This window comes from Sphingomonas molluscorum (assembly GCF_039522995.1).
Classification (GTDB): domain Bacteria; phylum Pseudomonadota; class Alphaproteobacteria; order Sphingomonadales; family Sphingomonadaceae; genus Sphingomonas; species Sphingomonas molluscorum.
The window spans coordinates 287,983-311,223 of record NZ_BAAAEL010000006.1 but is presented as its reverse complement, the minus strand read 5'-3'; the positions used below and the strand labels follow the sequence as shown (position 1 = coordinate 311,223).

The 23,241-nt window shown below is 66.9% G+C and carries 21 protein-coding genes; 8 read left to right on the top strand and 13 right to left on the bottom strand.

Features of this window, described 5'->3' with window-relative positions:
* The coding region (gene fabF, locus ABDZ92_RS09150; RefSeq protein ID WP_343762491.1) for a beta-ketoacyl-ACP synthase II at positions 1-1,232 on the top strand (1,232 nt) is incomplete at its 5' end.
* Between the two features lie 37 nt (positions 1,233-1,269).
* Complete coding sequence (gene mltG / locus ABDZ92_RS09145; RefSeq protein ID WP_125959577.1) at positions 1,270-2,238, top strand: endolytic transglycosylase MltG; 969 nt, start codon at positions 1,270-1,272, stop codon at positions 2,236-2,238.
* Between the two features lie 5 nt (positions 2,239-2,243).
* Here mltG and ABDZ92_RS09140 read toward each other — a convergent pair whose 3' ends face one another.
* From ABDZ92_RS09140 to ABDZ92_RS09100, 9 genes are all read right to left on the bottom strand, one after another.
* The gene (locus ABDZ92_RS09140) at positions 2,244-2,792 is read right to left on the bottom strand and encodes a nucleoside 2-deoxyribosyltransferase domain-containing protein (protein WP_241211751.1); all 549 of its coding nucleotides are present in this window, start codon (positions 2,790-2,792) and stop codon (positions 2,244-2,246) included.
* 8 nt (positions 2,793-2,800) lie between these two features.
* Positions 2,801-3,412 (bottom strand): bifunctional 4-hydroxy-2-oxoglutarate aldolase/2-dehydro-3-deoxy-phosphogluconate aldolase, encoded by a 612-nt coding sequence (gene eda, locus ABDZ92_RS09135; RefSeq protein ID WP_206432138.1) that lies wholly within the window; start codon positions 3,410-3,412, stop codon positions 2,801-2,803.
* On the bottom strand, positions 3,409-4,377 hold the full coding sequence (locus ABDZ92_RS09130; RefSeq protein WP_125959579.1) for a glucokinase: 969 nt from the start codon (positions 4,375-4,377) through the stop codon (positions 3,409-3,411). Before ABDZ92_RS09130 ends, eda begins: the two co-directional genes overlap by 4 nt.
* 42 nt (positions 4,378-4,419) lie before the next feature.
* Positions 4,420-6,240, bottom strand: a complete 1,821-nt coding sequence (edd, locus tag ABDZ92_RS09125; RefSeq protein ID WP_125959580.1) for a phosphogluconate dehydratase — start codon at positions 6,238-6,240, stop codon at positions 4,420-4,422.
* Entirely contained in the window at positions 6,237-6,944 is a 708-nt protein-coding gene (pgl, locus tag ABDZ92_RS09120; protein WP_125959581.1) for a 6-phosphogluconolactonase, read from the bottom strand. Before pgl ends, edd begins: the two co-directional genes overlap by 4 nt.
* Before the next feature lie 87 nt (positions 6,945-7,031).
* On the bottom strand, positions 7,032-8,489 hold the full coding sequence (gene zwf / locus ABDZ92_RS09115) for a glucose-6-phosphate dehydrogenase (RefSeq protein WP_206432139.1): 1,458 nt from the start codon (positions 8,487-8,489) through the stop codon (positions 7,032-7,034).
* 83 nt (positions 8,490-8,572) lie between these two features.
* Entirely contained in the window at positions 8,573-9,499 is a 927-nt protein-coding gene (gene argC, locus ABDZ92_RS09110; RefSeq protein ID WP_125959583.1) for an N-acetyl-gamma-glutamyl-phosphate reductase, read from the bottom strand.
* A complete protein-coding gene (locus ABDZ92_RS09105; RefSeq protein WP_125959584.1) occupies positions 9,496-10,353 on the bottom strand; it encodes an NlpC/P60 family protein in 858 nt (285 codons plus the stop codon). Before ABDZ92_RS09105 ends, argC begins: the two co-directional genes overlap by 4 nt.
* Positions 10,331-10,657, bottom strand: a complete 327-nt coding sequence (locus ABDZ92_RS09100; protein ID WP_125959725.1) for a MarR family transcriptional regulator — start codon at positions 10,655-10,657, stop codon at positions 10,331-10,333. Before ABDZ92_RS09100 ends, ABDZ92_RS09105 begins: the two co-directional genes overlap by 23 nt.
* Positions 10,658-10,878: 221 nt before the next feature.
* Between ABDZ92_RS09100 and secG the strand changes: the two genes are divergently transcribed.
* Positions 10,879-11,247: a preprotein translocase subunit SecG gene (gene secG, locus ABDZ92_RS09095; RefSeq protein ID WP_125959585.1), complete on the top strand. Its 369-nt coding sequence runs from the start codon at positions 10,879-10,881 to the stop codon at positions 11,245-11,247.
* 94 nt (positions 11,248-11,341) lie between these two features.
* Positions 11,342-12,973, top strand: a complete 1,632-nt coding sequence (gene pyrG / locus ABDZ92_RS09090; RefSeq protein ID WP_125959586.1) for a CTP synthase — start codon at positions 11,342-11,344, stop codon at positions 12,971-12,973.
* Between the two features lie 115 nt (positions 12,974-13,088).
* Here the strand turns inward: pyrG and ABDZ92_RS09085 are convergent, their stop codons facing one another.
* A complete protein-coding gene (locus ABDZ92_RS09085; RefSeq protein ID WP_125959587.1) occupies positions 13,089-13,574 on the bottom strand; it encodes an Hsp20 family protein in 486 nt (161 codons plus the stop codon).
* Positions 13,575-14,026: 452 nt separating this feature from the next.
* Here ABDZ92_RS09085 and ABDZ92_RS09080 point away from each other — a divergent pair, with 452 nt between their 5' ends.
* From ABDZ92_RS09080 to ABDZ92_RS09070, 3 genes are read left to right on the top strand one after another with little or no spacing between them, the layout of a single operon-like run.
* A complete protein-coding gene (locus ABDZ92_RS09080; RefSeq protein WP_125959588.1) occupies positions 14,027-15,277 on the top strand; it encodes a lipoprotein-releasing ABC transporter permease subunit in 1,251 nt (416 codons plus the stop codon).
* The gene (locus ABDZ92_RS09075) at positions 15,270-15,944 is read left to right on the top strand and encodes an ABC transporter ATP-binding protein (RefSeq protein WP_125959589.1); all 675 of its coding nucleotides are present in this window, start codon (positions 15,270-15,272) and stop codon (positions 15,942-15,944) included. The genes ABDZ92_RS09080 and ABDZ92_RS09075 overlap by 8 nt, the downstream gene beginning before the upstream one ends.
* A 13-nt stretch (positions 15,945-15,957) precedes the next feature.
* On the top strand, positions 15,958-16,443 hold the full coding sequence (locus ABDZ92_RS09070) for a glutathione peroxidase (RefSeq protein ID WP_125959590.1): 486 nt from the start codon (positions 15,958-15,960) through the stop codon (positions 16,441-16,443).
* Positions 16,444-16,447: 4 nt separating this feature from the next.
* On the opposite strand, the gene ABDZ92_RS09065 is transcribed toward ABDZ92_RS09070, so the two are convergent.
* A complete protein-coding gene (locus ABDZ92_RS09065) occupies positions 16,448-17,032 on the bottom strand; it encodes an HdeD family acid-resistance protein (protein ID WP_125959591.1) in 585 nt (194 codons plus the stop codon).
* A gap of 102 nt (positions 17,033-17,134) precedes the next feature.
* On the opposite strand from ABDZ92_RS09065, the gene dnaE reads away from it, so the two are divergent.
* Entirely contained in the window at positions 17,135-20,650 is a 3,516-nt protein-coding gene (gene dnaE / locus ABDZ92_RS09060; RefSeq protein ID WP_125959592.1) for a DNA polymerase III subunit alpha, read from the top strand.
* A 3-nt stretch (positions 20,651-20,653) separates the two neighbouring features.
* On the opposite strand, the gene ABDZ92_RS09055 is transcribed toward dnaE, so the two are convergent.
* Positions 20,654-22,090: a M48 family metalloprotease gene (locus ABDZ92_RS09055; protein WP_125959593.1), complete on the bottom strand. Its 1,437-nt coding sequence runs from the start codon at positions 22,088-22,090 to the stop codon at positions 20,654-20,656.
* Between the two features lie 55 nt (positions 22,091-22,145).
* Positions 22,146-23,213 (bottom strand): PA0069 family radical SAM protein, encoded by a 1,068-nt coding sequence (locus ABDZ92_RS09050; RefSeq protein ID WP_125959594.1) that lies wholly within the window; start codon positions 23,211-23,213, stop codon positions 22,146-22,148.
* Between the last annotated feature and the right edge of the window lie 28 nt (positions 23,214-23,241).

Below are 23,241 nucleotides of genomic sequence, written 5' to 3'. Positions count from 1 at the left end.
GCCTCGTCACCCCGCTGGGTGCCGATGTCGAAACGGCCTGGAAGAACATCATCGCCAGCAAGTCTGGCGCCGCCACCATCACCCGCTTCGACGCAACCGACTTCCACAGCAACTATGCCTGTGAAGTGAAGCCGGCCGACCATGAATATGGCTTCGACCCGAACAAGCGGGTGGACCACAAGGTCCAGCGTCAGGTCGATCCGTTCATCGTCTATGGCATCGACGCCGCGGGTCAGGCGATCGAGGACGCCGGTCTTACCGACATGAGCGAGGAAGCGCGCTATCGCGCGGGTTGCTCGATCGGCTCCGGCATCGGCGGCCTTCCGGGAATTGAGAGCGAATCGCTGGTGCTCGCTGCCAAGGGGCCCAAGCGGGTTTCGCCACACTTCGTGCACGGTCGCCTGATCAACCTGATCTCGGGCCAGGTCTCGATCAAGTACGGCCTGATGGGGCCGAACCATGCGGTGGTAACCGCCTGCTCGACCGGCGCGCACTCGATCGGCGACGCCGCGCGGATGATCGCGATGGACGATGCGGACGTGATGCTGGCGGGCGGCGCTGAAGGGGCGATCTGCCCGATCGGCATCGCGGGCTTCGGCCAGGCACGTGCGCTGTCGACCGGGTTCCGGGACGATCCGACCAAGGGCAGCCGGCCCTACGACCGCGACCGCGATGGCTTCGTCATGGGCGAAGGCGCGGGTGTGGTCGTGCTCGAGGAGTATGAGCACGCCAAGAAGCGCGGCGCGAAGATCTATGCCGAGGTCATTGGTTACGGCCTGTCCGGGGACGCCTATCACGTGACGGCACCGCATCCGGAAGGTTCGGGCGCGTTCCGCTCGATGGAGATGGCGCTGCGCAAGTCGGGTCTGTCGCTGTCGGACATCGACTATATCAACGCGCACGGGACCTCAACGCCGCTCGGCGACGAGCTGGAACTGGGGGCGGTCCGCCGCCTGTTCGGCAGCGCGATGGACGGGGTCTCGATGAGCTCGACCAAGTCGGCGATCGGCCATCTGCTCGGCGGCGCGGGTGCGGTCGAGTCGATCTTCTGCATCCTCGCGATGCGCGACGGCATCGTTCCGCCGACGCTGAACCTCGATAACCCGAGCGAGAACTGCGCGGGCGTGGACCTGGTCCCGCACGTGGCCAAAGAGCGCAAGGTGAAGGCCATCCTGAACAACTCGTTCGGCTTCGGCGGCACCAACGCATCGCTGGTGATGAAGGCGATCTGATGAACGGCGCATCGCCGCACCGAAGGATTTGCGGCTGATGCGCCGTCCTGGATACCTGGGAATGATGCTCGCGCTGGCCCTGCTGGCCGCCCTGTTCTGGGTGGCCAGCAGCTGGACCGGAGCGGGCCCCGCAGAGAAGAACCTGTCGGTGGTGGTGCCCAGCGGCGCCAGCCTTTCCCGCGCGGCGACCGAACTGGAGAAGGCGGGGGCGATCCGCTCTGCCAACCGGTTCCTGCTGTTCGCCCGCGTGTTCGGCTCGGACGCTCCCATCCGCGCGGGCGAGTATGAGGTTCCAGCGCACGCGAGCCAGTCCGATGTGCTCGAGCTCCTCCAGAGCGGGAAGGTCATCCAGCGTTGGGTCACCGTGCCGGAGGGCATGCCCTCTGTTCTCGTGCATGAGACGCTGATGCGGGCCCCCTATCTCACGGGGTCGGTCGCGATCCCCGAAGAAGGCAGCGTCCTTCCGGACAGCTACAATTACCAACGCGGCGACACCCGGCAGCAGGTCCTGGACCAGATGCAGAAGGCGATGCGCGACTATCTCGCCGTCGCCTGGAAACAGCGCAAGCCCACTGCCGCAGTTCATACTCCGCGTGAGGTTCTGACTCTCGCCTCGATTGTGGAGAAGGAGACCGGCAAGGCGGCCGAGCGCCGCATGGTCGCAGCCGTCTACAGCAACCGCCTCAAGCAGGGCATGCCGCTTCAGGCAGATCCGACCGTCATCTACCCGGTGACCAAGGGGCGGCCGCTCGGTCGGCGGATCCTGCGATCGGAACTGAGCGCGAAGAACGGCTACAACACTTACGCTTCTCCCGGGCTGCCGGTCGGTCCAATCGCCAACCCGGGGCGGGAGTCGATCGACGCGGTGCTCAATCCCGCCGCGACCAGCGCGCTCTACTTCGTCGCGGACGGCACGGGCGGGCATGTGTTCGCGGACACGCTCGAACAGCACAATGCCAACGTGCGCAAATGGTACGCGATCCGCCGTGCGCGCGGGGAGATGTAGATCGTCTAGTTCGGTCGCTTGGCGCTGGTGAGCCGCCGGCGTACTTCCGCGGTGAGCGCTTCCATGCTGTCCACCTGCCGGATGCCGTAGCGTTCGGCGGTGATGTCGACGTTGCCCTTGCGCCAGAAGCCGGGCGGGCACAGCACGATCAGCTTGCCCGACCGCGCATGCAGCCCCATCTCCAGCAAGCTGACGGGGCTTTGGGTGCCGGGTGCGAGATAGAGAACGATCACGTCGGCGGACTCGAGCGCGCTAAGTTCCCACTCGACCTGTTCGCGGAAGTGGGGTTCGCTCGCTTCGGGCTTCCAGGTCGGGTTCCAGTCCGTCCGACGCGGATTGAGGATCGTCACATCGAGGTCGCCGAGTGCTTTCACGAACTCGGCTTGCCAGTCCGTCGCCTTGCCCATGTCGATGCTGCCGGCCAGGAACACGCGCGGGTGCGCATGATCCTGAGGAAGCGGCGCGGGGGACGTAATCAGCCGCGGCTGGGCCGCAGCCGTCCCCGAGAGGACGACCGCGAGCGCCGGCAGCAGTGCGGACGGCAGGCGACCCACGCCTGATTTCAGCGCTTCAGCTCGGCAGCCGCACGCGCCTTTGCCTCGACTTCTTCCATCGTGCCCGTCGCGAGCCAGCTGCCGCCGACGCAGAGGACCGGATCGAACGCGAGCCATTCGGGGGCGCTCGCGAGCGTGATGCCGCCGGTCGGGCAGAAGCGCGCCTGGTAGAAGGGAGCGGCCAGCGCCTTCAGCGCCTTCAGCCCGCCCGATGCCTCTGCGGGAAAGAACTTGAAGTGGGTGAGGCCGAGGTCGAGGCCGCGCATGATGTCGCCGGCGTTGGCGATGCCCGGGAGGAACGGCACGCCGCTCTCGATGATCGGCGCTGCGAGCTTTTCGGTCAGGCCCGGCGACACGATGAACTCGGCGCCGGCGTCCACGGCGTCTGCGAACTGCTTCGGGTTCACCACCGTGCCCGCGCCGACGATCGCGCCCTCGACCTTCTTCATCTCACGGATCGCGTCGAGCGCAGCCGGGGTGCGCAGCGTCACCTCCAGCGTGCGGATGCCGCCGCGGACCAGAGCCTCGGCAAGCGGCCGGGCCGTAGCGGCGTCCTCGATCACCAGCACCGGAATGACCGGACCCGCGTTCATGATGGTCTGGATCTCGGGGAAGGTCATCGTGCGTGCTCCTGGGCAAAGGCGGCCGCGGCACCGAACAGGCCGGGCTGGGGATGGGTGATGATCTTGACTGGGATCGTGTTCATCAGCTGCTGGAAACGCCCCTTTGCCACGAAGCGCTGGCCAAAGCCGGACTCGATCAGCCGATCCTTGAGGCGCAGCCCGAGACCTCCCGCGATGACGACGCCGGTCGGCCCGTGTGCGAGCGCGAGGTCGCCGGCGACGCCGCCGAGCGAGACGCAGAAGCGGTCGAGCGCGGCGACGGCGAGCTTGTCTCCGCCCTCGAACGCGAGCTGCCACAGCCGCTTGTCGTCCAGGTGGACGAACGGCTTGCCCTCGATCTGCGCCAGCGTCTCGTAGATGTGGACGAGGCCGGGACCCGCGCAGACCCGCTCGGCCGACACGCGGGTATAGGTCGGACGCAGGCGGCGGATGATCGCGTCGTCGATCTCATCGAGCGGCGCATAATCCTGATGCCCACCTTCGGTGGAGATAACGTGGTATTCGCCGCCCTCGCGGAACACCTGCGCGACGCCCAGGCCGGTGCCCGGGCCGCAGACGGTGAGGGAGCCGCGCTCCGGGAACGGGACGTCCGGGCCGCAGAGATGCACATAGGCGTCTCCGTCGAGCTGCCCGACGGCATGCCCGATCGCGCCGAAGTCGTTGATGAGCGAATAGGCGTCGACGTCCAGCCGCTCCTTGATGAGCGGCGGCCGGATGATCCACGGGTTGTTGGTGAGCTTGATGAGCTCGGGGTTGATCGGCGAGGCGAGCGCGATCGCTGCCGCGCGCGGGACCGGTCGGTCCAGCCGCTCGGCAAAGGCCGCCCACGCAAGCGGGAAGGTGGCGTGTTCGGCCACCTTCTGCGTCACCGGCTCGCCGAGGTGGACGACGCGGCCGCCCTCTACCTCGGCAATGGCGAAGCGCGCGTGCGTGCCCCCGATATCAACCGCAACGACTTCCATTCCGCATCCTCTCCCTGTGCCCGGTTCCCCGCGGGTCGTTTTTTAAAAGCCTGCCATCGCAAGCATCGCCGAGGCGCCAGCCTCGGCCTCGCTGGCGCCATGACGCATGAGCGCGAACAGTTCGCGGCCGGTGCCGTCCGCAGCCGCCGGTGCCGACGCCAGTTCGCGTGCCTCCCACTCCGCCGGATCCACCAGCGCGGTGAGCACCCCCGCTTCGGCATCGAGGCGGACGATGTCGCCGTCACGCACCTTGCCGATCGGGCCGCCACCCAGCGCCTCGGGCGACAGGTGGATCGCGCACGGCACCTTGCCGCTCGCGCCCGACATGCGGCCGTCGGTGACCAGCGCCACGCGGAAGCCGCGGTTCTGGAGCACGCCGAGCGGCGGGGTCAGCTTGTGGAGTTCGGGCATGCCGTTGGCGCGCGGACCCTGGTGGCGGACGACCACCACCACATCGCGGTCGAGCTCGCCGGCCTTGAACGCTTCCTGCACCTGCGCCTGGTCAGAGAAGACCCGGGCGGGCGCCTCGATGATCCAGCGGTCCCGCTCGACCGCCGACACCTTGATGCAGGCGCGGCCGAGATTGCCCTGGAGAATGCGGAACCCGCCTTCCGGCGAAAAGGGCGCGTCAACGGTGCGGACGATCGCCTCGTCCGCCGAACGCTCCCCATGCTCGCGCCAGACGAGCGTGTCGGCCTCGACCTCGGCCTTGCGGCCGTAGGCGGCCATGCCGTCCTTTGCGATCGTCATCACGTCGCCGTGCAGCAGGCCGGCGCCCAGCAGTTCGCGGATCACGAAGCTGGGGCCGCCGGCATCCTCGAACATGTTCACGTCCGCGGCGCCGTTCGGATAGACTCGCGCAAGCAGCGGCACGGTCTTCGACAGCCGATCGAAATCCTCCCAATCCAGCACGATGCCGGCGCAGCGTGCGATCGCGGGCAGGTGGATCAGGTGGTTGGTGGAGCCGCCGGTCGCCAGCAGCACGATGGCCGCGTTGACGATCGCCTTTTCGTCGACACAGCGGCCGAGCGGACGGTAGTCCTCACCATCCCAGCCGATCTCCGCCAGGCGATGAACCGCGGCGCGCGTCAGTTCCTGGCGCAGCTTGGTGCCTGGATTGGCGAACGCGGCGCCGGGGACGTGCAGGCCCATGGCCTCCATCATCATCTGGTTGGAGTTGGCGGTGCCGTAGAAGGTGCAGGTGCCCTTGCCATGATAGGCGGCGATTTCCGCATCGAGCAGTTCCTCGCGCGTCGCCTTGCCCTCGGCATAGCGCTCACGGACCGCGGCCTTGTCCTTGTTGGCGAGGCCCGACCGCATCGGGCCGCCGGGCACCATGACCATCGGGAGGTGACCGAAGCGCAGCGCCCCCATCAGCAGGCCCGGCACGATCTTGTCGCAGATGCCGAGCAATGCCGCGCCCTCGAACATGCCGTGGCTGAGGGCGACGGCCGTCGAAAGGGCGATAGTGTCGCGGCTGAACAGCGACAATTCCATGCCCGGATAGCCCTGCGTCACGCCATCGCACATGGCCGGAACGCCGCCGGCGACCTGCGCGGTGATGCCCGCCTCGCGCGCCCAGACCTTCATCTGCTCGGGGTAGCGGTAGTAGGTGGCGTGCGCGGACAGCATGTCGTTGTAGGCGGTAACGATGCCCACGTTCATGTTCTTCGCCGGCCGCATGAAGTCGCGGTCTTCGTCCGTGCCCGCATAGCCGTGCGCGAGGTTCGCGCAGCCCAGCATCGGCCGGTCGACGCCGCTCTCGCGCTCCCGGTCGATCAGCGACAGATAGGCTGCCCGGCGGTCGCGCGAGTTGGCGATGACGCGGTCGGTGACCGCCGCGATTTCGGAGTGCAGCGTCATGATTCGCTCCAGTGCACGTCGACCGGCAGTTCGACCTCGGACAGCACGCGCCCGATCGGCAGCGTAGAGCCGGCGCCCTCGCTGATCGCGCGCTCCAGCACCTCGCGCTTCTTCGCGCCGCTGATGGCGATCATCAGCGAGCGCGAGGAGGCGATTGCGGAGTGGGAAAGGGTGGCGCGAGCGACCGGCGCCTCTGGCGGCAGCGGGTCCGGCATGACGCCAAGCGCACGGCGCTCCTTCGGGCCCTGAAGCGCTTCGTCGAGATCGGGCCCGGGGAAGATGGAGGCGGTGTGCCCGTCCGTTCCCATGCCGAGAAGGCAGAGGTCGAGCGGCCAGTGCACGTCCTGAAGGCGGGCATCCGCTGCTCGGCCTGCCGCGCGATAATCTGCCGCCTTTTCGCTGGTCAGCGGCAGCACGCGTGCGCCCTTGGGCAGGAACACCTTGGCGATCCCCGTGACGTTCGACAGCTCATCGCCCATCGGCACGAGACGGTCGTCGGTCGGGACGATCGTCACCCGCTTCCAGTCGAGCTTGGCCTTTGCCAGCTTCTCGTAGATGGGCTGGGGCGTCTTGCCGCCCGGCAGCGCGATCACCGCCGCGCCGCGAGCGTCGATCGCGCTCTCGATGATGAACTGCACGTCCCCGGCGACGGCGTCGGCCATCTCGGCCGCGTCGTCATATTCCCACCATTCAATCTCGGTCATTCGATCATCCTGCTTGCCGGCCGCCGGCGCAGGACCGGAGCTGGTCCTGCGCTCCTCTCCGAACCAACGGAGCGGGGCGGGGAAGGTTCACTCGTTCCACGTCACCCCGTCGCGCTCGGTCAGCGCGACGCTGGCGGTGGGGCCCCAGCTGCCCGAGGCATAGGGCTTGGGCTTCATGTCGTTCGCTTTCCAGCCCGCGCGGATCGCATCGATCCAGGCCCATTGCGCTTCGACCTCGTCCCGGCGCACGAACAGTGTCGGATCGCCCTCGATCAGATCGAGCAGCAGGCGCTCATAGGCGATGCGGCGACGGGTACTGGCGAAGGCGGTGGTCAGCGAGAGATCCAGCGGCACCTCGCGCAGGCGGATGCCTTCGCGGTCGAGCCCCGGCTCCTTCGCCATCACCAGCAGGCGGATATATTCCTCCGGCTGCAGGCGGATCACCAACGTGTTGGGCTGGAGCATGCCGCCGCGCTCGGCGAAGATCGAGTGCGGCACCGGCTTGAACTGGATGGAGATTTCCGACTGGCGGGCTGCCAGCCGCTTCCCCGTACGCATGTAGAAGGGCACGCCCTGCCAGCGCCAGCTGTCCACATGCGCCTTCACCGCGACAAAGGTCTCGGTGTTGGAGGGCTTCTCGAGCTCGTCCACATAGCCGCGGACGATCTCACCGTTGACGGCGCCATCGCGATACTGGCCGATGACCGTTTCCGACTGGACCTCGGCCGGTCCGATCGGCCGGAGCGAACGCAATACCTTCACCTTCTCGTCGCGAATGGCGGTGCCGTCGAAACGGGCCGGCGGCTCCATCGCGATCAGCGCGAGCAGCTGTAGCATGTGGTTCTGGACCATGTCCCGCAGCGCGCCGACATCGTCATAATATCCGGCGCGACCTTCGAGACCGACGGTCTCCGAGACCGTGATCTGGACGTGGTCGATGCCGCGGGCATTCCAGATCGGCTCGAACATGGCGTTGCCGAAGCGCAGCGCCAGGATGTTCTGGACCGTTTCCTTGCCGAGATAATGGTCGATCCGGAAGGTGCGATCCTCGGGGAAAGCCTCGGCGACGATGTCGTTGATCTCGCGGCTGGACTTCAGGTCGTTGCCGAGCGGCTTCTCAAGCCCGATCCGCACATTGGAGCCGGCGAGGCCTGCCGACTCGAGCCCCTTGATCGTGGGTGCGAACAGCCACGGGGCGGTGGACAGGAAAATCGCGAGGCCGCCGGAGATGTCACCCAGCTTCTCGGCGAGACCGGCGAAGCCTTCGACCTGGGATGCGTCCATCGCGTGATAGTGCAGGCGGTCGAGAAAGCCTGCGACCGCCGCCTCGTCCTGCCGGTCCGCCGGGAGATGCTCATCGAGTGCCGTCTTGGCGAACGCGCGGTAGCCGGCGTCGTCATGGTCGTGACGTGCGGTGCCCGTGATGGTGAGCCCCTCCGGGAGCAGCCCGTCGGCATGGAGGCCGTACAGCGAAGGCAGCAACATGCGCTGCGCCAGGTCGCCCGTGGCCCCGAACAGCAGCAGCTTGCCGACCGGCTGTCTCATATACACTCCCTTATTCTAGCTCCGGGCCTGCGATAGCCGGCCCGCCGCGGCGCGCAACCCGCAGGATCGCCAAACGGCTGCGCTTAGAGGACCAGTCCAGCGGCGGGATCGAACCCGGCCATGATGTTGAGGTTCTGCACCGCGGCTCCTGCCGCCCCCTTGCCGAGGTTGTCCAGCGTGGCGACGAGCCGCAACTGGCCAGTCACGGCATTGCCGAAGACGCGTACGGTCAGCCGGTCCGATCCGGCATTTTCCTCGATCGAGACGGTCGGCGCCTCCGCCGACCCGACACGCACGACAGGAGAGCCACGATAGGCGTCCTGGAGCGCCCCCTCAATCGCTGGGAGCGTGGGGCGGGGCGTCATCGCGTGGAGCGGCAGCGGAACCTCCACCACCATGCCGCGATAGGTGTTCGCGACGGCAGGCGTGAAGATCGGCGGATGCGCGAGCCGTGCGTGGCGCTGCATCTCGGCGACGTGCTTGTGGCCGAGCGCCATTGCATAGGCGCGGAACGCCGGCGGGTTCGGCTGCTGATACTCCTCGATCATCGATCGACCGCCGCCGGAAAAGCCGGAGACGGCATTCACGCTGACGGGCCAGTCGTGCGGGATGAGCCCTGCGCGGACGAGCGGGCGCACCAGCGCGAGGAAACCGGTGGGATAGCAGCCCGGGTTCGCAACCCGTGCGGCTTCGGCGATCAGGGCCGGCTGGGCAGGTTCCAGCTCCGCCATTCCATAGACCCAGCCTTCGGACGTTCGATGCGCGGTCGAGGCGTCGATCACCCGCGTGCGATCGTTCTCGATCAGCGACACGGCCTCGCGAGCAGCGTCGTCGGGCAGGCATAGGATGACGAAATCGGCGTCGTTCAGCGCTTCCCGCCGCGCGGCCGGATCCTTGCGCCGACTGTCGTCGAGCGTGACCAGCGAGATTTCAGGCCGGCCGGCCAGTCGTTCGCGAATCTCGAGGCCCGTGGTGCCGGCGGCACCATCTATGAAGATGGTCGCGGTCAAGGCTGCCGCCTCCGGACAATAGGACCATGGGTGGCGATCAACGCCGCGATGGGTGCCCGTCCAACGCCCGTCGCGCCGACATGAACGGCGTTCTGCGCATCCAGCACGACTGCCGCATCGTCCTGGAAGAAGAGGATCTGGCCCCGCACGAAGGGCGCGGTCTCGGCCAGGTTCATGCCCATCTCCGTCGACTGAAGATCCAGGAAGCGGGGCGCTTCGATGCCGGCAAGCTGAAGCGAGAGAAAGACCAGCCCCGCGGTGTCGAGGCCGGCGCCCGAGCGCCCACCAGGACGCGCTGGGGCGCCCACCAGGCGCTCGGCTGCCGCCGCGATGTCCAGTGAAAGATCGTCGAGCGGCAGCAGCGCGTCCGCGTCGACATAGCCGCCGTCCACTTCGAACGCCGATTCGCCGGAACGGAGGGCGGCCACGCAGCTCCCCATCGCCAGCTCGCCGACGCTGTTGCTGTCGAGCGACGGCAGCGCCCGAACCTTGGCGTTTCGCACGGCGACAACGTGGGTCGGCGTCCAGAATGCCGTGAAGGCGTCCGCGTCGACAAAGCCAACACTCCCGTCGACCGGCGATGCGCCCCAGATATGGTTGCCGGAGAATTCCAGAGCGTCGAAGGGTTCGCCCGCAAGCACTTCCGAACGAACGCTTTCCAAGACGCCGGCCTGCGCCAGAACCGGTGTGCTGCGGCCCGCGGTGCGCGGCACCGACAGGGCGTAATGCGGCGCGAACACGCGCGTTGCGAGGCGGATGTCGGCTAGGTCACGGCGCGCGGCATCGACGCGCGCGTCCAGGATCGAAGAGCGTCCCGCGAGCGAAAACCGGCTACGCGGTTGCCCTTCGGGCAACGAGCTCGCTGACTCGATCGTCCGCGAGGAAATGCCCGAACTCTGCAAGAAAATCTGCCCCTTCGCTGGTTTGTGCGACGAAGATGTTGCGTTTGTCCGCTTCGTCGCGCTGACGGCGCAGATAGCCGAGGGTGCCCAGCCTGTTCAAGGCGCGCGTGACGACCGGCTTCGACACGTTCAATGCCCGCGCCAAGCCGCGCACCGTATGCGGGCCCGGCTCGAGATAGACAAGCAGCATCAGCGCCATCTGGCGATTGGTCAGGTCGGGTTCACCGGACCGGACGTAATCGACCAGTCCGCGCATCCACCTCCCGAGCGAGTTCTCGGAGAACGGTTTCACGTTTTCTCCCATGACGTTATGCTTCGTCCGCGATGGAGCTGACCGGGAGGTGAACGCCCCTGAGTGGGGCAAGTTTCCCGGGCGTCGCGAAATGTTGCGGGTGCGTCGATCCGTTCCGGTTGATCCCCCGCCTGCGCTCGCCTATGTCGCCGCCATCCCAGAAAAATTCGGATCGCTGTCCCGACATGTTCACCTTCCTGCTCGTCGTTCATGCCATCATCGCTGCGCTCCTCGTGACGGTGATCCTGATGCAGCGTTCGGAAGGGGGCGGCCTGACCACGGGCGGTAGCCCGTCGGGCCTGATGTCGGCACGCGGCGCGGCCGATTTTCTCACGCGCTCCACTGCGATCCTGGCGGGGCTGTTCATCGCGATGAGCATCCTGCTCGCCGTGCTGGCGGCTACGCGGCACGATGCGATCGACACCTCGCTCGCCCGCCCGACGGCACCTGCGGCCGCTCCCGCGGCGCCGACCGCTCCCGCGGATGCAGGGGCGCCCGCGAACCTCGCGGCTCCGGCTCCGGCCGAGAACGGCGCGGTCCCGATCGCCCGCTAACCTTCTTTTTTCAAACCATCCGTCGCTTTTGTTGAGCGCGCGAGGCATCGCGCGCTTGCGCAGCACGGCTGCTACACGTTAGGCGTTTCCTCCCATGGCGCGGTATATTTTCATCACCGGCGGCGTGGTATCGTCGCTCGGCAAAGGACTCATGGCAGCCAGCCTCGCGGCGCTGCTTCAGGCGCGGGGCTACAAGGTCCGCATCCGCAAGTTCGATCCGTATCTGAACGTCGATCCCGGCACGATGTCGCCCTATCAGCACGGCGAAGTCTATGTGACCGACGACGGCGCGGAGACCGACCTCGATCTTGGTCACTATGAACGCTTCACGGGCGTCGCGGCGCACCAGTCGGACAACGTCACCTCGGGCCGGATCTATCAGCAGATCATCGCGCGCGAGCGGCGTGGCGACTATCTGGGCGCAACCGTCCAGGTGATCCCGCATGTGACCGATGCGATCAAGGCGTTCGCCCAGGCGGACACCGACGATCTGGACTTCGTGCTCTGCGAAATCGGCGGCACCGTCGGCGACATCGAGTCGCTGCCGTTCATCGAGGCGATCCGTCAGCTCAAGAACGAACTCGGCCGCGGCCAGTCGATCAGCGTCCATGTGACGCTGGTGCCCTATATCTCCGCAGCCGGCGAGCTGAAGACCAAGCCGACCCAGCATTCGGTCCGCGAACTCGCGGCGCTCGGCGTGCAGCCGGACGTGCTGGTCTGCCGTTGCGAGCAGCCGCTGCCGGAGGGTGAGCGCGCCAAGATCGCGCTGTTCTGTAATGTCCGCAAGGAAGCGGTCATTCCGGCGCTCGACGCGTCGAGCATCTACGCGGTGCCGCTCCAGTATCACGGCGAAGGGCTCGACTCCGAGGTCCTGCGCGCCTTCGGCATCGAGCCGGGCGAACCGCCCAGGCTCGATCGCTGGTCGAACATCGTCGAGCGACTTTCGAACCCCGAGGGCGAAGTGACGGTCGGCGTGGTGGGCAAGTACGTCGGCCTCCCCGACGCGTACAAGTCGCTGCACGAGGCGCTGGTCCATGGTGGCATCGCCAACCGGGTGAAGGTCAACGTTCGCTGGCTCGACGCCGAGCTGTTCGAGCGCGACGAGGAGACTATCGCCAGCCAGCTCGAGCCGATGCACGCGATCCTGGTGCCCGGCGGCTTCGGCGAGCGCGGGTCCGAGGGCAAGATCGCCTCCGTCCGCTTCGCACGCGAACGCGCGGTGCCGTTCTTCGGAATTTGTCTCGGCATGCAGATGGCGTGCGTCGAGGCAGCGCGGGAGCAGGGTATCGCCAAGGCATCGACCACCGAGTTCGGGGCGACCGAGGAGCCGGTGGTTGGTCTGATCACCGAGTGGATGTCGGAAAAAGGCCTGGAGAAGCGCGAAGCCGGCGGCGACCTTGGCGGCACGATGCGCCTCGGCGCCTATCCGGCGAAGCTTGCGGGCAACAGCGTTGTCGCCTCGATCTACGGCGGCACCGAGATCAGCGAGCGGCACCGTCACCGCTATGAGGTGAACACGCATTATCGCGATGTGCTGGAGCGCGGTGGCCTGGTGGTGTCGGGCACCTCGCCCGACGAGACGCTTCCCGAGATCGTCGAGCGGCCGGATCACCCCTGGTTCGTGGGCGTACAGTTCCACCCGGAGCTCAAGTCGAAGCCGTTCGATCCGCACCCGCTGTTCGCGAGCTTCATCGAGGCCGCGGTCCGGCAGTCGCGGCTCGTCTGAGCGGGAAGGGCTGGCATCGCGCCAGCCCCGGACATGCAAAGGGCGCCCGGGCCATCGCCCGAGCGCCCCTGCTTCGGCGCGCAAGGGAGCGACGCGCCTTAGTCGGTAAACTGGATCAGGCGGCCTGTGCCTCCTGATGGTCACCGGCCGGAAGGTGCTCCACGGCCGGAGCCGCACCGGTCGAGACCGCAATCTTGCGCGGCTTCATTGCTTCCGGAACCTCGCGAACCAACTCGATCACGAGCAGGCCGTCGGCGAGGTTGGCGCTTTCCACGCGCACGAAATCGGCGAGTTCGAAGCGACGCTCGAAGCTGCGGTTGGCGATGCCAAGGTGCAGGAATGCACTACGCTGTGCATCCGTCTCGGCAGCCTTCTTGCCCGTCACCAGCAGCATGTTCTGCTGTGCGGTAATGTCGATCTCCTCGGGCTTGAAGCCGGCGACCGCGAGCGTGATGCGATAGCGGTCTTCGGCGAGGCGCTCGAGATTGAACGGCGGGTAATTCTCCGACGAGGCCTGCCGGGCCGAAGCCTCCAGCATGTCGAAAAGGCGATCGAAGCCGATCGTCGAACGGCGGTACGGGGTGAAATCGAACTGGCGCATGCAAATCCTCCAATGAGCAAGTTGCTTGTCTGGGATGCCGGCATCTGCCCGGCTCCCGAGCGACCCCGAAGGCATCGCTCATCAGAGGATTTGGTGAACGGGATTGGCCTTTCAAGAGGACCGGCGGAACCCGAAACGACAAACGCTCGGACCGTTTCCGATCCGAGCGCCTGCGTGACGATCACTCGTCAGCCCCCTTGTCAGCTTCCTGCCCGCGCGCTGCTTCCCCTTAAGGACAGCGGGGCTTGAAAGCCTCCCCGAACCACGGCCTGTTTGCCTGCGTTTCGTGAGGACTTGCTACGTCGCGCGCCGGACCTTGTCACCAGCCTGCGCCGCTCTCCTAAGAGAATCGCTTAACCGTGTGTTCATTCGGCAACAGGGCAGATTGCCTCTCTCCGCCACGCCACCTACAGGCGTGCTCATCTGTTTCTCTTGCGAGACCTGCCCAGCCGATGCTCCTGTCCAGCTACGAGCGCATGATCGCCCGACGCTACCTCCTGCCCGGAAGGGGGGAGGCGTTCATCGCCCTCGTCGCCGGGATCAGCCTGATCGCCGTGATGCTGGGCGTTGCCGCCCTGGTGATCGTGATGAGCGTGATGAACGGCTTTCGAGCGGAGCTGTTCGACAAGATCGTGGGATTGAACGGCCACGCAGTGGTGCAAGGCTACAACGGCGTGCTGCGGGACTGGCGGCAGGTTCTGGACGACGCGCGCAAGACACCCGGCGTGACTTCGGCGACCCCGCTGATCGAGCAGCCGCTGTTCGCGACGCTGGAAGGCAGGTCCGATTTCGTGCTGGTACGCGGCATGGAGGTGCCCGACATCCTGGGCAATCCCACGATCCGCGACAATGTGAAGGCCGGCTCGCTCACGTCGCTCGTGCCCAACAGCGGAACGGTCGCGATCGGGTCGCGCCTGGCGGAGTCCCTGGGCGCGTCGGTGGGGAGCGACATCTCGATCATCAACCCGCAAGGCCCGGCGACGCCCTTCGGCACCGCGCTCCGGATGGTGAGCTATCGGGTCGGAGCGATCGTCGAAGTCGGCGTCTACGACTATGACAAGGCGTTCGTCATCATGCCGATGGAGGATGCGCAGACCCTGCTGATGCTCGGCGACGGCGTGAACATGGTCGAGATCAACACCAACGATGCCGATCGCGTCGAGCGCATCTTGGCGCCCCTGGCGGACAAGGTGGGCGCTCGTGGGCGACTGGTCGACTGGCGCCAGCTCAACTCGCAGCTATTCGAGGCGCTCGCGGTCGATCGTATCGTCACCTTCACCGTGCTGTCGATCATCATCCTCGTTGCCGTGTTCAACATCCTGTCGTCGCTGATCATGCTGGTGCGCGCCAAGACGCGCGACATCGCGATCCTGCGGACCATGGGGGCAAGCAGGGCGAGCCTGCTGCGGATCTTCATGACGGTCGGCACGACCGTCGGGGCGCTCGGCGTCGGGGCAGGGCTCGTGCTGGGCTTCGTGTTCCTCCACTTCCGCCAAAGCGTGGTCGGATTCATCGGGCTCGTGACGGGCCAGAACATCTGGGACCCGACCGTCCGCTTCCTGACCACGCTGCCGTCAAAGGTCGACCCGGTGGAAATTACCGCCATCTCCGTCGTCGCGCTGCTGCTGGCCTTCCTCGCCACGCTGTATCCGGCCCTGAAGGCCGCCAACACCGATCCCGTGCAGGTGCTCCGTTATGACTGATCCCGTCCTGCAGACCCAGGAGCTGCGCCGCAGCTTCACCCAGGGGGAACAGACGATCCACGTGCTGCGTGGCGTCGACCTGCTGGTCCAGCCCGGCGAGATCGTCGCGCTGCTCGGGCCGTCGGGTTCGGGCAAGTCGACCCTGCTCCAGGCGGTCGGCCTCCTCGAAGGCGGGTTCGAAGGATCGATCCGGATCGCCGGCGTCGAGGCGGCGCGTCTGGACAGCGCCGGACGTACGGCGATGCGGCGGGAGCGGCTGGGCTTCATCTACCAGTTCCATCACCTGCTGCCGGACTTCAACGCGGTGGAGAACGTCGTGCTGCCGCAGTTGATCGCTGGGAGCGACCGGCCGAACGCCGAGGCGCGTGCGCAGGCGCTGCTGACGGCACTGGGACTTGGCCATCGACTGGGGCATCGCCCCAGCCAGTTGTCCGGCGGCGAACAGCAGCGGGTGGCGGTGGCGCGTGCCTTGGCTACGCAGCCGGCGCTCGTGCTCGCGGACGAGCCTACTGGCAATCTGGACGAGGCGACGGCCGATGTGGTCCTGGCCGAGTTCCTGCGCCTGGTTCGCCATGAGGGGTCCGCAGCGCTGATCGCCACGCACAACGAACGCCTTGCCCAGCGAATGGATCGTGTCGTGCGCCTACACGAAGGCAAATTGGACTGAGCAGGAGCCGCCGATGACCACGATCACCGATCTTCCCGTGACGCGTTCGGACGGCAGTGTCGACACGCTTGCCGACCATGCCGGCGAGGTCCTGCTGATCGTCAACGTTGCGTCGAAGTGCGGTTTCACGCCGCAGTACGAGGGGCTCGAGGCGCTGCAGCGGCGGTATTCCCACCAGGGCTTTTCGGTGCTGGGGTTCCCCTGCAATCAGTTCGGCGCCCAGGAGCCCGGCGACGCTGCCGAGATCGCGAGCTTCTGCTCGCTGACCTATGATGTCACCTTCCCCTTATACGCGAAGATCGACGTCAACGGGGAGAATGCAGCGCCGCTTTTCCGCGCTCTTGCGGCCGAGGCTCCCGGCTTGCTTGGCAGCAAGTCGATCAAGTGGAACTTCACCAAGTTCCTGGTGGATCGCTCCGGCAAGGTGGTGGCGCGCTATGCTCCCACTACCAAGCCAGAGGCGATCGCCGCAGATATCGAGCGTCTGCTCGGCGCCTGATCGTTCAGCGGGATACGTCGAAGGCGGGTGCACCCGCGCGGTGGCTGATCGCACTCGCGATCGCCGTGATGCCGCCGAGCAGGAAGCTGAAGCCGAGGATGTAGCCCGGCAGGGTCAGCGCGGAGAATGGCACGGTCGCCAGGATCAGGATGGCCAGCACCAGATTCACCGCGCCGAGGACCAGCATCAGCCCACGGAGCCGGCGAAGCTTCAGGCCCCAGCGAATTTCCATCAGCCCGCGCACCGCAAGCCAGATCGCGACCAGCAGGGTCAGGGAGATCGCGCCGGCCACGGGCCGGAACATCAGCATCAGGCCCACAATGACCGAAAGAATGCCGTAGGCGATCGAATAGCCGCGGACGTCATGTCCTCTCCCCGCGAAGCCCGCAATAATCGCGAGGACGCCGGAGATCAGGAAGAAGCTTCCGACCACGATCGTGACCGCGACGGTGGCGGAGAAGGGCCAGGCGAAGGCGAGCAGCCCTAGAATGGCAGAGGCGATCCCATAGAGGAGGATCCAGCCCCATCCGGCGCCCGTTCCGGGAAAGGCGGCAAACGGATCCTGGGAGGAAGTTCGAAAATCGGCCATCGCGCAACTCCCGTTCGGTTCGGACCAGAACGGCGGGTCGCCGCGGACGTTCCACCGGTCGGCGCGCTGGAAGAATCACGCGATCTGGGCTAGGCATCGGGCATGCCGCATTCCGGGTTCGTACCACTTCGCACCTTTTCCTCCTTCACCATGCTCGAAGGCGCGATCGATCCCAAGGTGATCGCGAAGAAGGCTGCCAAGCTCGGGTTTCCCGCGATCGCCCTGAGCGACCGTAACGGCCTCTACGCGGCGATGGCATTCTCGGACGCCTGCAAGGCCGAGGGCGTGCAGCCGATCATCGGCACCCTTCTCAGCGTTGCGCGCCCGGTGCCGGAGGGGGTGGAGCCGCCGCTCGACTGGCTGGCCCTCTATGCGCAGGACATGCGCGGCTACGAAAACCTCTGCGCGCTAGTGTCGAAGGCGCATCTCGATCGCCCGGTCGAGATCCCCGCCCATGTGCCACTCTCGGCGCTTGAAGGGTGCACCGATGGCCTGCTGGCGTTGACCGCGGGCGGCGAAGGGGCGCTCGCCCGTCTCTTCGCGGAGGGGCAGGAGACAGCGGCCTTTGCCTATGCGGACCAGCTGGAGGCGCTGTTTCCCGGCCGGCTCTATGTGGAGCTTTGCCGGCGGAACGAGGAGATCGAGCAACGCGCAGAGGCGGCGCTGCTCGATCTGGCATATGACCGCAACCTGCCGCTGGTCGCCACGAATCCCTGTTGCTTCGCCGATCCCGATTTCCACGAAGCGCACGACGCGATGCTATGCATTGCGAGCTCCAGCTATGTCGCAAGCGAGGACCGCCAGCGGAGTTCTCCTGATCTCTGGATGAAGCCCGCGGACACGATGCGGGCGCTGTTCGAGGACCTGCCGGAGGCGATCGCGAACACGCTGGTGGTGGCGCAGCGCTGCGCCGTGGCCGCTCCGAAGCGCAAGCCGATCCTGCCCAGCCTTGCCGGTGATCGCGAAGGCGAGGCGACGCGGCTGCGCGAAGACGCCTTCGCCGGGCTCGTGGCGCGGCTTCGCAAGATCGTGGAACTGGAAGACGGGGAGGGGACGGAGCTCGACGAACCCGCCTTGCGGGCGCGCTTCCCGGAGTATTTCGAACGTCTGGAGTTCGAGGTCGGCATCATCATCCAGATGGGCTTCCCCGGCTATTTCCTGATCGTCGCCGACTTCATCAAATGGGCGAAGGACCACGACATTCCGGTGGGTCCGGGTCGCGGCTCGGGCGCCGGATCGGCCGTCGCCTGGGCACTGACGATCACCGATCTCGACCCCATCAAGCTCGGTCTGCTGTTCGAACGCTTCCTCAACCCGGAACGCGTGTCGATGCCCGACTTCGACATCGACTTCTGCGAAACGCGGCGTGGCGAAGTGATCCGCTACGTCCAGCAGAAATACGGCCGTGATCAGGTGGCGCAGATCATCACCTTCGGTAAGCTGAAGGCGCGCGCGGTGTTGAAGGACACCGGCCGCGTGCTGCAGATGAGCTATGGCCAGGTCGATCGGCTCGCCAAGCTGGTCCCGAACCATCCGACCGATCCGTGGACGCTCGAACGCGCGATCAATGGCGTCAGCGAGCTTGCGCACCAATATGAGCGCGAGGACGATGTCCGGCGCCTGCTCGACCTTGCGATGCGGCTTGAGGGCCTGCCACGCCACAGCTCCACTCACGCCGCCGGCGTGGTGATCGGGGACCGGCCACTGGCCGAGTTGGTGCCGCTGTACCGCGACCCCCGCTCGGACATGCCGGTCACCCAGTTCGACATGAAATATGTCGAGGGCGCGGGTCTGGTGAAGTTCGACTTCCTCGGCCTGAAGACGCTGTCGGTCCTGAAGAAGGGCGTGCAGCTGCTCGCCAAGCGCGGGGTCACCGTCGATCTGGACAGTCTGCCGTGGGACGACGAGGGGGTCTATGCGCTTCTCCAGCGCGGCGAGACGGTCGGCGTGTTCCAGCTGGAATCCGAAGGCATGCGCCGCACGCTGACTGCCGTGCGGCCGACCAACTTTGGCGACATCATCGCGCTCGTGTCGCTCTACCGGCCGGGTCCGATGGACAACATCCCGAGCTTCGGGGCGCGCAAGGCGGGCCGCGAGGAGATCGTCTATCCGCACGACCTGCTCGAGCCGATCCTGAAGGAGACCTACGGGATCTTCGTCTACCAGGAACAGGTGATGCAGGCCGCCCAGATCCTGGCCGGCTACAGCCTGGGCGGCGCCGACATGCTGCGTCGCGCGATGGGCAAGAAGGTGCAGGCGGAGATGGACGCGCAGCGCTCGATCTTTGTCGAGGGCTGCGCGAAGGTGAACAACATTCCCGAGGCGAAAGCCAACGAGCTCTTCGACTTGATCGACAAGTTCGCCGGCTATGGTTTCAACAAATCGCACGCGGCCGCCTATGCGCTGCTCGCCTACCAGACCGCCTGGCTGAAGGCGCATTACCCGCACGAGTTCTTCGCCGCGTCGATGTGCTTCGACATGGCGCAGACCGACAAGCTCGCCATCTTCGTCGACGACATGAAGCGGCTCGGCATCGCCTGCCTGGGGCCCGACCTCAATGCGAGCGAGGCGGAGTTCGACGTGCAGCCGCACGGCGACGGACTGGCGGTTCGCTATGCCCTCGCGGCGCTCAAGGGCGTGGGCGAGCGGGCGATGGAGCTTCTGGTCGAGGAGCGCCGCGCAAACGGTCCTTTCAAGACGCTGGACGACTTCGCCCATCGCGCGGACCCGCGGCTGCTCAACAAGCGCCAGCTGGAAACGCTCGCTTCTGCCGGTGCCTTCGACAGCATCGTGCCCGATCGCGCCGCGGTGGCGGGCGCTGCCGAGATCGTCCTGGGAGTCGCGGCGCGGACGCAGGAGAACAAGCTGAGCGGCCAGGGCGGCTTGTTCGGCATCGGCGGCGGCGCGGCCGAGCCGGCGATCCGGCTGCCGGATGCGCACTGGTCGATGACGCAGGCGATCTCGGCAGAGCGCGAGGCGTTCGGGTTCTACTTCTCTGCCCATCCGCTCGACCGCTATGCGCATCTCGCGAAGGTCCATGGCGCGCGCAGCATCGCGGCGCTCGCCGACACGCCGGTGCCGGAGGGCGGTCGTTCGGGGGCTACGGTTGCCGCACTGGTCGAGGATGCGCGCTGGCGTACGTCCGCGCGCGGCAAGCGGTACATGATGGCGACCCTGTCGGACGCGAGCGGCCAGTGCATCGCCACCTGTTTCGAGGATGCTGCCGCCGATGCGCTGGAGGAAGCCAGCAAGCTCGGCGGGTGCGGGCTCATGACGCTCGAACTCGATCGTCGCCCCGGCGACGAAAGCGCGCGCGTGACGGTGAAGGCGGTGAAGCCATTCGAGGCGCTGGCAAACAGCGTCCGACTGACCCTCGAACTCAAGGTCGACGACGCCACGGCGCTCCCGGCGCTGGCGATCCTGTTGGCCGGACACCGCGGCGCGCGGGGTGAAGTTTGGGCCGAAGTCACCGCAGCGGGCGAGACCACGGCGCATCTGCTGCTAGGGCGCGACTATCTGCTCGATGGGGAACTCACCAGCCACGTCGAGCGCCTGCCGGGGATCACGTCCGCCAACCTGCGCGCGGCCGACTCGAAGCGGCTGGCGGCCGTCGCCTGAAGCTCAGCCGGCGACGACCAGCTTGACCAGTCGGCTCGGCGTGAGCGTGGGCGTGTCCTCAAGACCGTTGAGGGTTACGAACCGCTCCCGCTGGTAGTTCGGATAGGCCATCTGGCGCGCGAGGCTGTCGATCGTGTCGCCGGCTTTCACCGTCACGATGCGGATCCGCTTCCCCTTGATCGCGGCGGCTGCCTGCGGCGACAGTTGCGCCACGCTGGACACCATGCTCGCAAAGGCGCCGAGGCGATTGCCCGAGGGCGTCACCACGAGGAAGTAATAGGTGGCGGACGGGAAGCGATAGGCTACGACGGTCGCATCCACCGTGCGGCCGTTGCTGGTCGCGGAGACGGTGCCCTGCACCATCGGAAGCCCGTTCACCTCGCCGCTCCGCAGTTCGACACTAGACGTGTCCCGAGCGCCAAGTTCCCCCAGGCGCGCTCGTACGAAGCCGGACAGGTCGGTGGTGGCGGCCGCGGCCCGGAACTGCGCTTGCCCACCGGTTCCCGCGACTGTCACCGCATCGGTGCCGTTGTCGATCTTGTAGCCTGCTGGAGCAGTAAACTGCAGCCGCAGCTGCGGATGGCGGAAGGTCTGGCCCTCGATGATCCCCTGTGCCGGGTTGTCGTCATACGGCAGGCCATCGAGCATGCGCAGAAACGCGGTGTCCTGGACGTTCGAAGCGGGCGCGGCGCGCATCTGCTGCGCAAGCTGGCGCGCGCGAGCGACACGATCCGCACCGTTCGGATGGGTGCTCGCCCAGGTCGGCACCGCATCGGCTTGCCGACCCTCGATCCGGGCGGCGAGCGTCTGGTCGTCGTTCAGCTGGCGAAGCATCGCAGACATGCCATAGGGATCATAGCCCGCGGCGGTGGCATAGCGGACCCCCAGGCCGTCCGCCTCATATTCCTGCGAGCGGCTGAACCCCAGGGTGTAGAGCTGCGTGCCCGTGCTGGCGATGCGTCCCAGGACGTCGCTTCCAGTGAGCCAGCCCACGCCGGCTGACAGAAGTCCCCCGAGGGTCGCCCGGGTGTTGCGCTTGTTCGAATGTCGCGCGGCGACATGCCCGACCTCATGGCCGAGCACCGCTGCGAGTTCCGCCTCGCTGTTCATCAACGCCAGCAACTGGCGCGTGACATAGACATAGCCACCGGGGATCGCGAACGCGTTCTCGACCGGCGAGTCGAGCAGGGTCACCGTGAAGTCGCCCTGCGCGTTCGAGAGACCGGACTGGACGGCCACGCGCTTGCCGACCCGTTCGACGAACGCCGCCTGAGGCCCTGTATAGGCGCCGCCGAACTCCGACAGCAGTTGGGGATGGGCCTGCGCACCCTGAGCCTTGTCGGACCGGGAGATGGTGCGGGCTGTCTGTGCCGAGGCAGGAAGCGTCGGCGTCACGATCAGGGCGGTAGCGACCGCCGCGGCTATGTAGGTACGGGTCATGGCGTCTCCGGGGTGGAGAGCGCGCGGAGCCCCCGGCGGTTCCCTTACAGCCCGCTTAGTCGAACAGATCGCCCTGCCGTCCCCTCGGCCGGCGAAACCGGTCGCAGTTCAGCGGCGCACGCCCGCGTTCCAGTCCGTAGCGGCGGATCGCGATGCGGAACCGGGTCCGCATCAACTCGGCCCAGGGGCCCGAGCCCTGCATGCGCGTGAAGAAGTTCGGATCGTTGACCCGCCCGCCGCGTAAGGAGCGGAGGATTGCCATCACCTTTTCGGCACGGTCCGGAAAATGCGTGTCGAGCCATGCGCGGAACAGCGGGGCGACCTCCCAGGGCAGACGGACGGGGAGGAAGAAGGCGCCGCATGCGCCCGCGGCCGCCGCCTGTTCCAGGATGCGCTCCAGCTCTCCATCGGTGATCGCGGGGATCACCGGGGCTACGGAGACGGAGCAGGGGATTCCGGCTGCGGTGAGGGCGGCCACTGCGGCGAGCCGCTTGCGCGGGTGCGGCGCGCGCGGTTCGAGGGTGCGGGCGATCACAGGATCGAGCGAAGTGATCGACATCGCGACGGAGACGAGGCCCTTCGTCGCCATGGGCGCCAGTAGATCCAGGTCGCGCACCACGCGGTCGGACTTGGTGGTGATGGTCAGCGGATGGTCGCACTCGGACAGCACCTCGATGCATGCCCGAGCAATCCGCCAGTCGGCTTCGATCGGCTGATAGGGATCGGTGTTGGTGCCGAAGGCGATCGGCCGGACCTGGTAGCCGGGCTTCGAAAGCTCGGCCCGGAGCAGCGCAGGCGCATCCGGCTTGGCAAACAGCCGTGTCTCGAAGTCGATGCCCGGGGACAGATCATGGAAGGCATGGCTCGGTCGCGCGAAGCAGTAGATGCAGCCATGTTCGCAGCCATTGTAGGGGTTCACCGAGCGATCGAAGCCGATGTCGGGCGACCGGTTGTAGCTGATGATCGTGCGGGGGGTGAGCAGGCCCACGCTGGTACGCACCGGCGGTGGCGCACCGTCGATCGCCTCGCGGGCATCCAGCCAGTCGCCATCCGCCTCCCGCTCCGGCAGGTTGAAGCGGGTGCTGGTGCTGTTGATCGTTGCGCCACGGGCATTGCGAGCCATGACGCAGAAAGAACATAAGAAGAACGTG

Coding starts and splice junctions, on each gene's coding strand:
- mltG (WP_125959577.1), top strand. CDS start 1,270: ATGCGCCGTCCTGGATACCTGGGAATGATGCTCGCGCTGGCCCTGCTG.
- eda (WP_206432138.1), bottom strand. CDS start 3,412: ATGACCTTCCCCGAGATCCAGACCATCATGAACGCGGGTCCGGTCATT.
- ABDZ92_RS09130 (WP_125959579.1), bottom strand. CDS start 4,377: ATGGAAGTCGTTGCGGTTGATATCGGGGGCACGCACGCGCGCTTCGCC.
- edd (WP_125959580.1), bottom strand. CDS start 6,240: ATGACGCTGCACTCCGAAATCGCGGCGGTCACCGACCGCGTCATCGCC.
- pgl (WP_125959581.1), bottom strand. CDS start 6,944: ATGACCGAGATTGAATGGTGGGAATATGACGACGCGGCCGAGATGGCC.
- zwf (WP_206432139.1), bottom strand. CDS start 8,489: ATGAGACAGCCGGTCGGCAAGCTGCTGCTGTTCGGGGCCACGGGCGAC.
- ABDZ92_RS09100 (WP_125959725.1), bottom strand. CDS start 10,657: ATGCGCGGACTGGTCGATTACGTCCGGTCCGGTGAACCCGACCTGACC.
- secG (WP_125959585.1), top strand. CDS start 10,879: ATGTTCACCTTCCTGCTCGTCGTTCATGCCATCATCGCTGCGCTCCTC.
- pyrG (WP_125959586.1), top strand. CDS start 11,342: ATGGCGCGGTATATTTTCATCACCGGCGGCGTGGTATCGTCGCTCGGC.
- ABDZ92_RS09085 (WP_125959587.1), bottom strand. CDS start 13,574: ATGCGCCAGTTCGATTTCACCCCGTACCGCCGTTCGACGATCGGCTTC.
- ABDZ92_RS09080 (WP_125959588.1), top strand. CDS start 14,027: ATGCTCCTGTCCAGCTACGAGCGCATGATCGCCCGACGCTACCTCCTG.
- ABDZ92_RS09075 (WP_125959589.1), top strand. CDS start 15,270: ATGACTGATCCCGTCCTGCAGACCCAGGAGCTGCGCCGCAGCTTCACC.
- ABDZ92_RS09070 (WP_125959590.1), top strand. CDS start 15,958: ATGACCACGATCACCGATCTTCCCGTGACGCGTTCGGACGGCAGTGTC.
- ABDZ92_RS09065 (WP_125959591.1), bottom strand. CDS start 17,032: ATGGCCGATTTTCGAACTTCCTCCCAGGATCCGTTTGCCGCCTTTCCC.
- dnaE (WP_125959592.1), top strand. CDS start 17,135: ATGCCGCATTCCGGGTTCGTACCACTTCGCACCTTTTCCTCCTTCACC.
- ABDZ92_RS09055 (WP_125959593.1), bottom strand. CDS start 22,090: ATGACCCGTACCTACATAGCCGCGGCGGTCGCTACCGCCCTGATCGTG.
- ABDZ92_RS09050 (WP_125959594.1), bottom strand. CDS start 23,213: ATGGCTCGCAATGCCCGTGGCGCAACGATCAACAGCACCAGCACCCGC.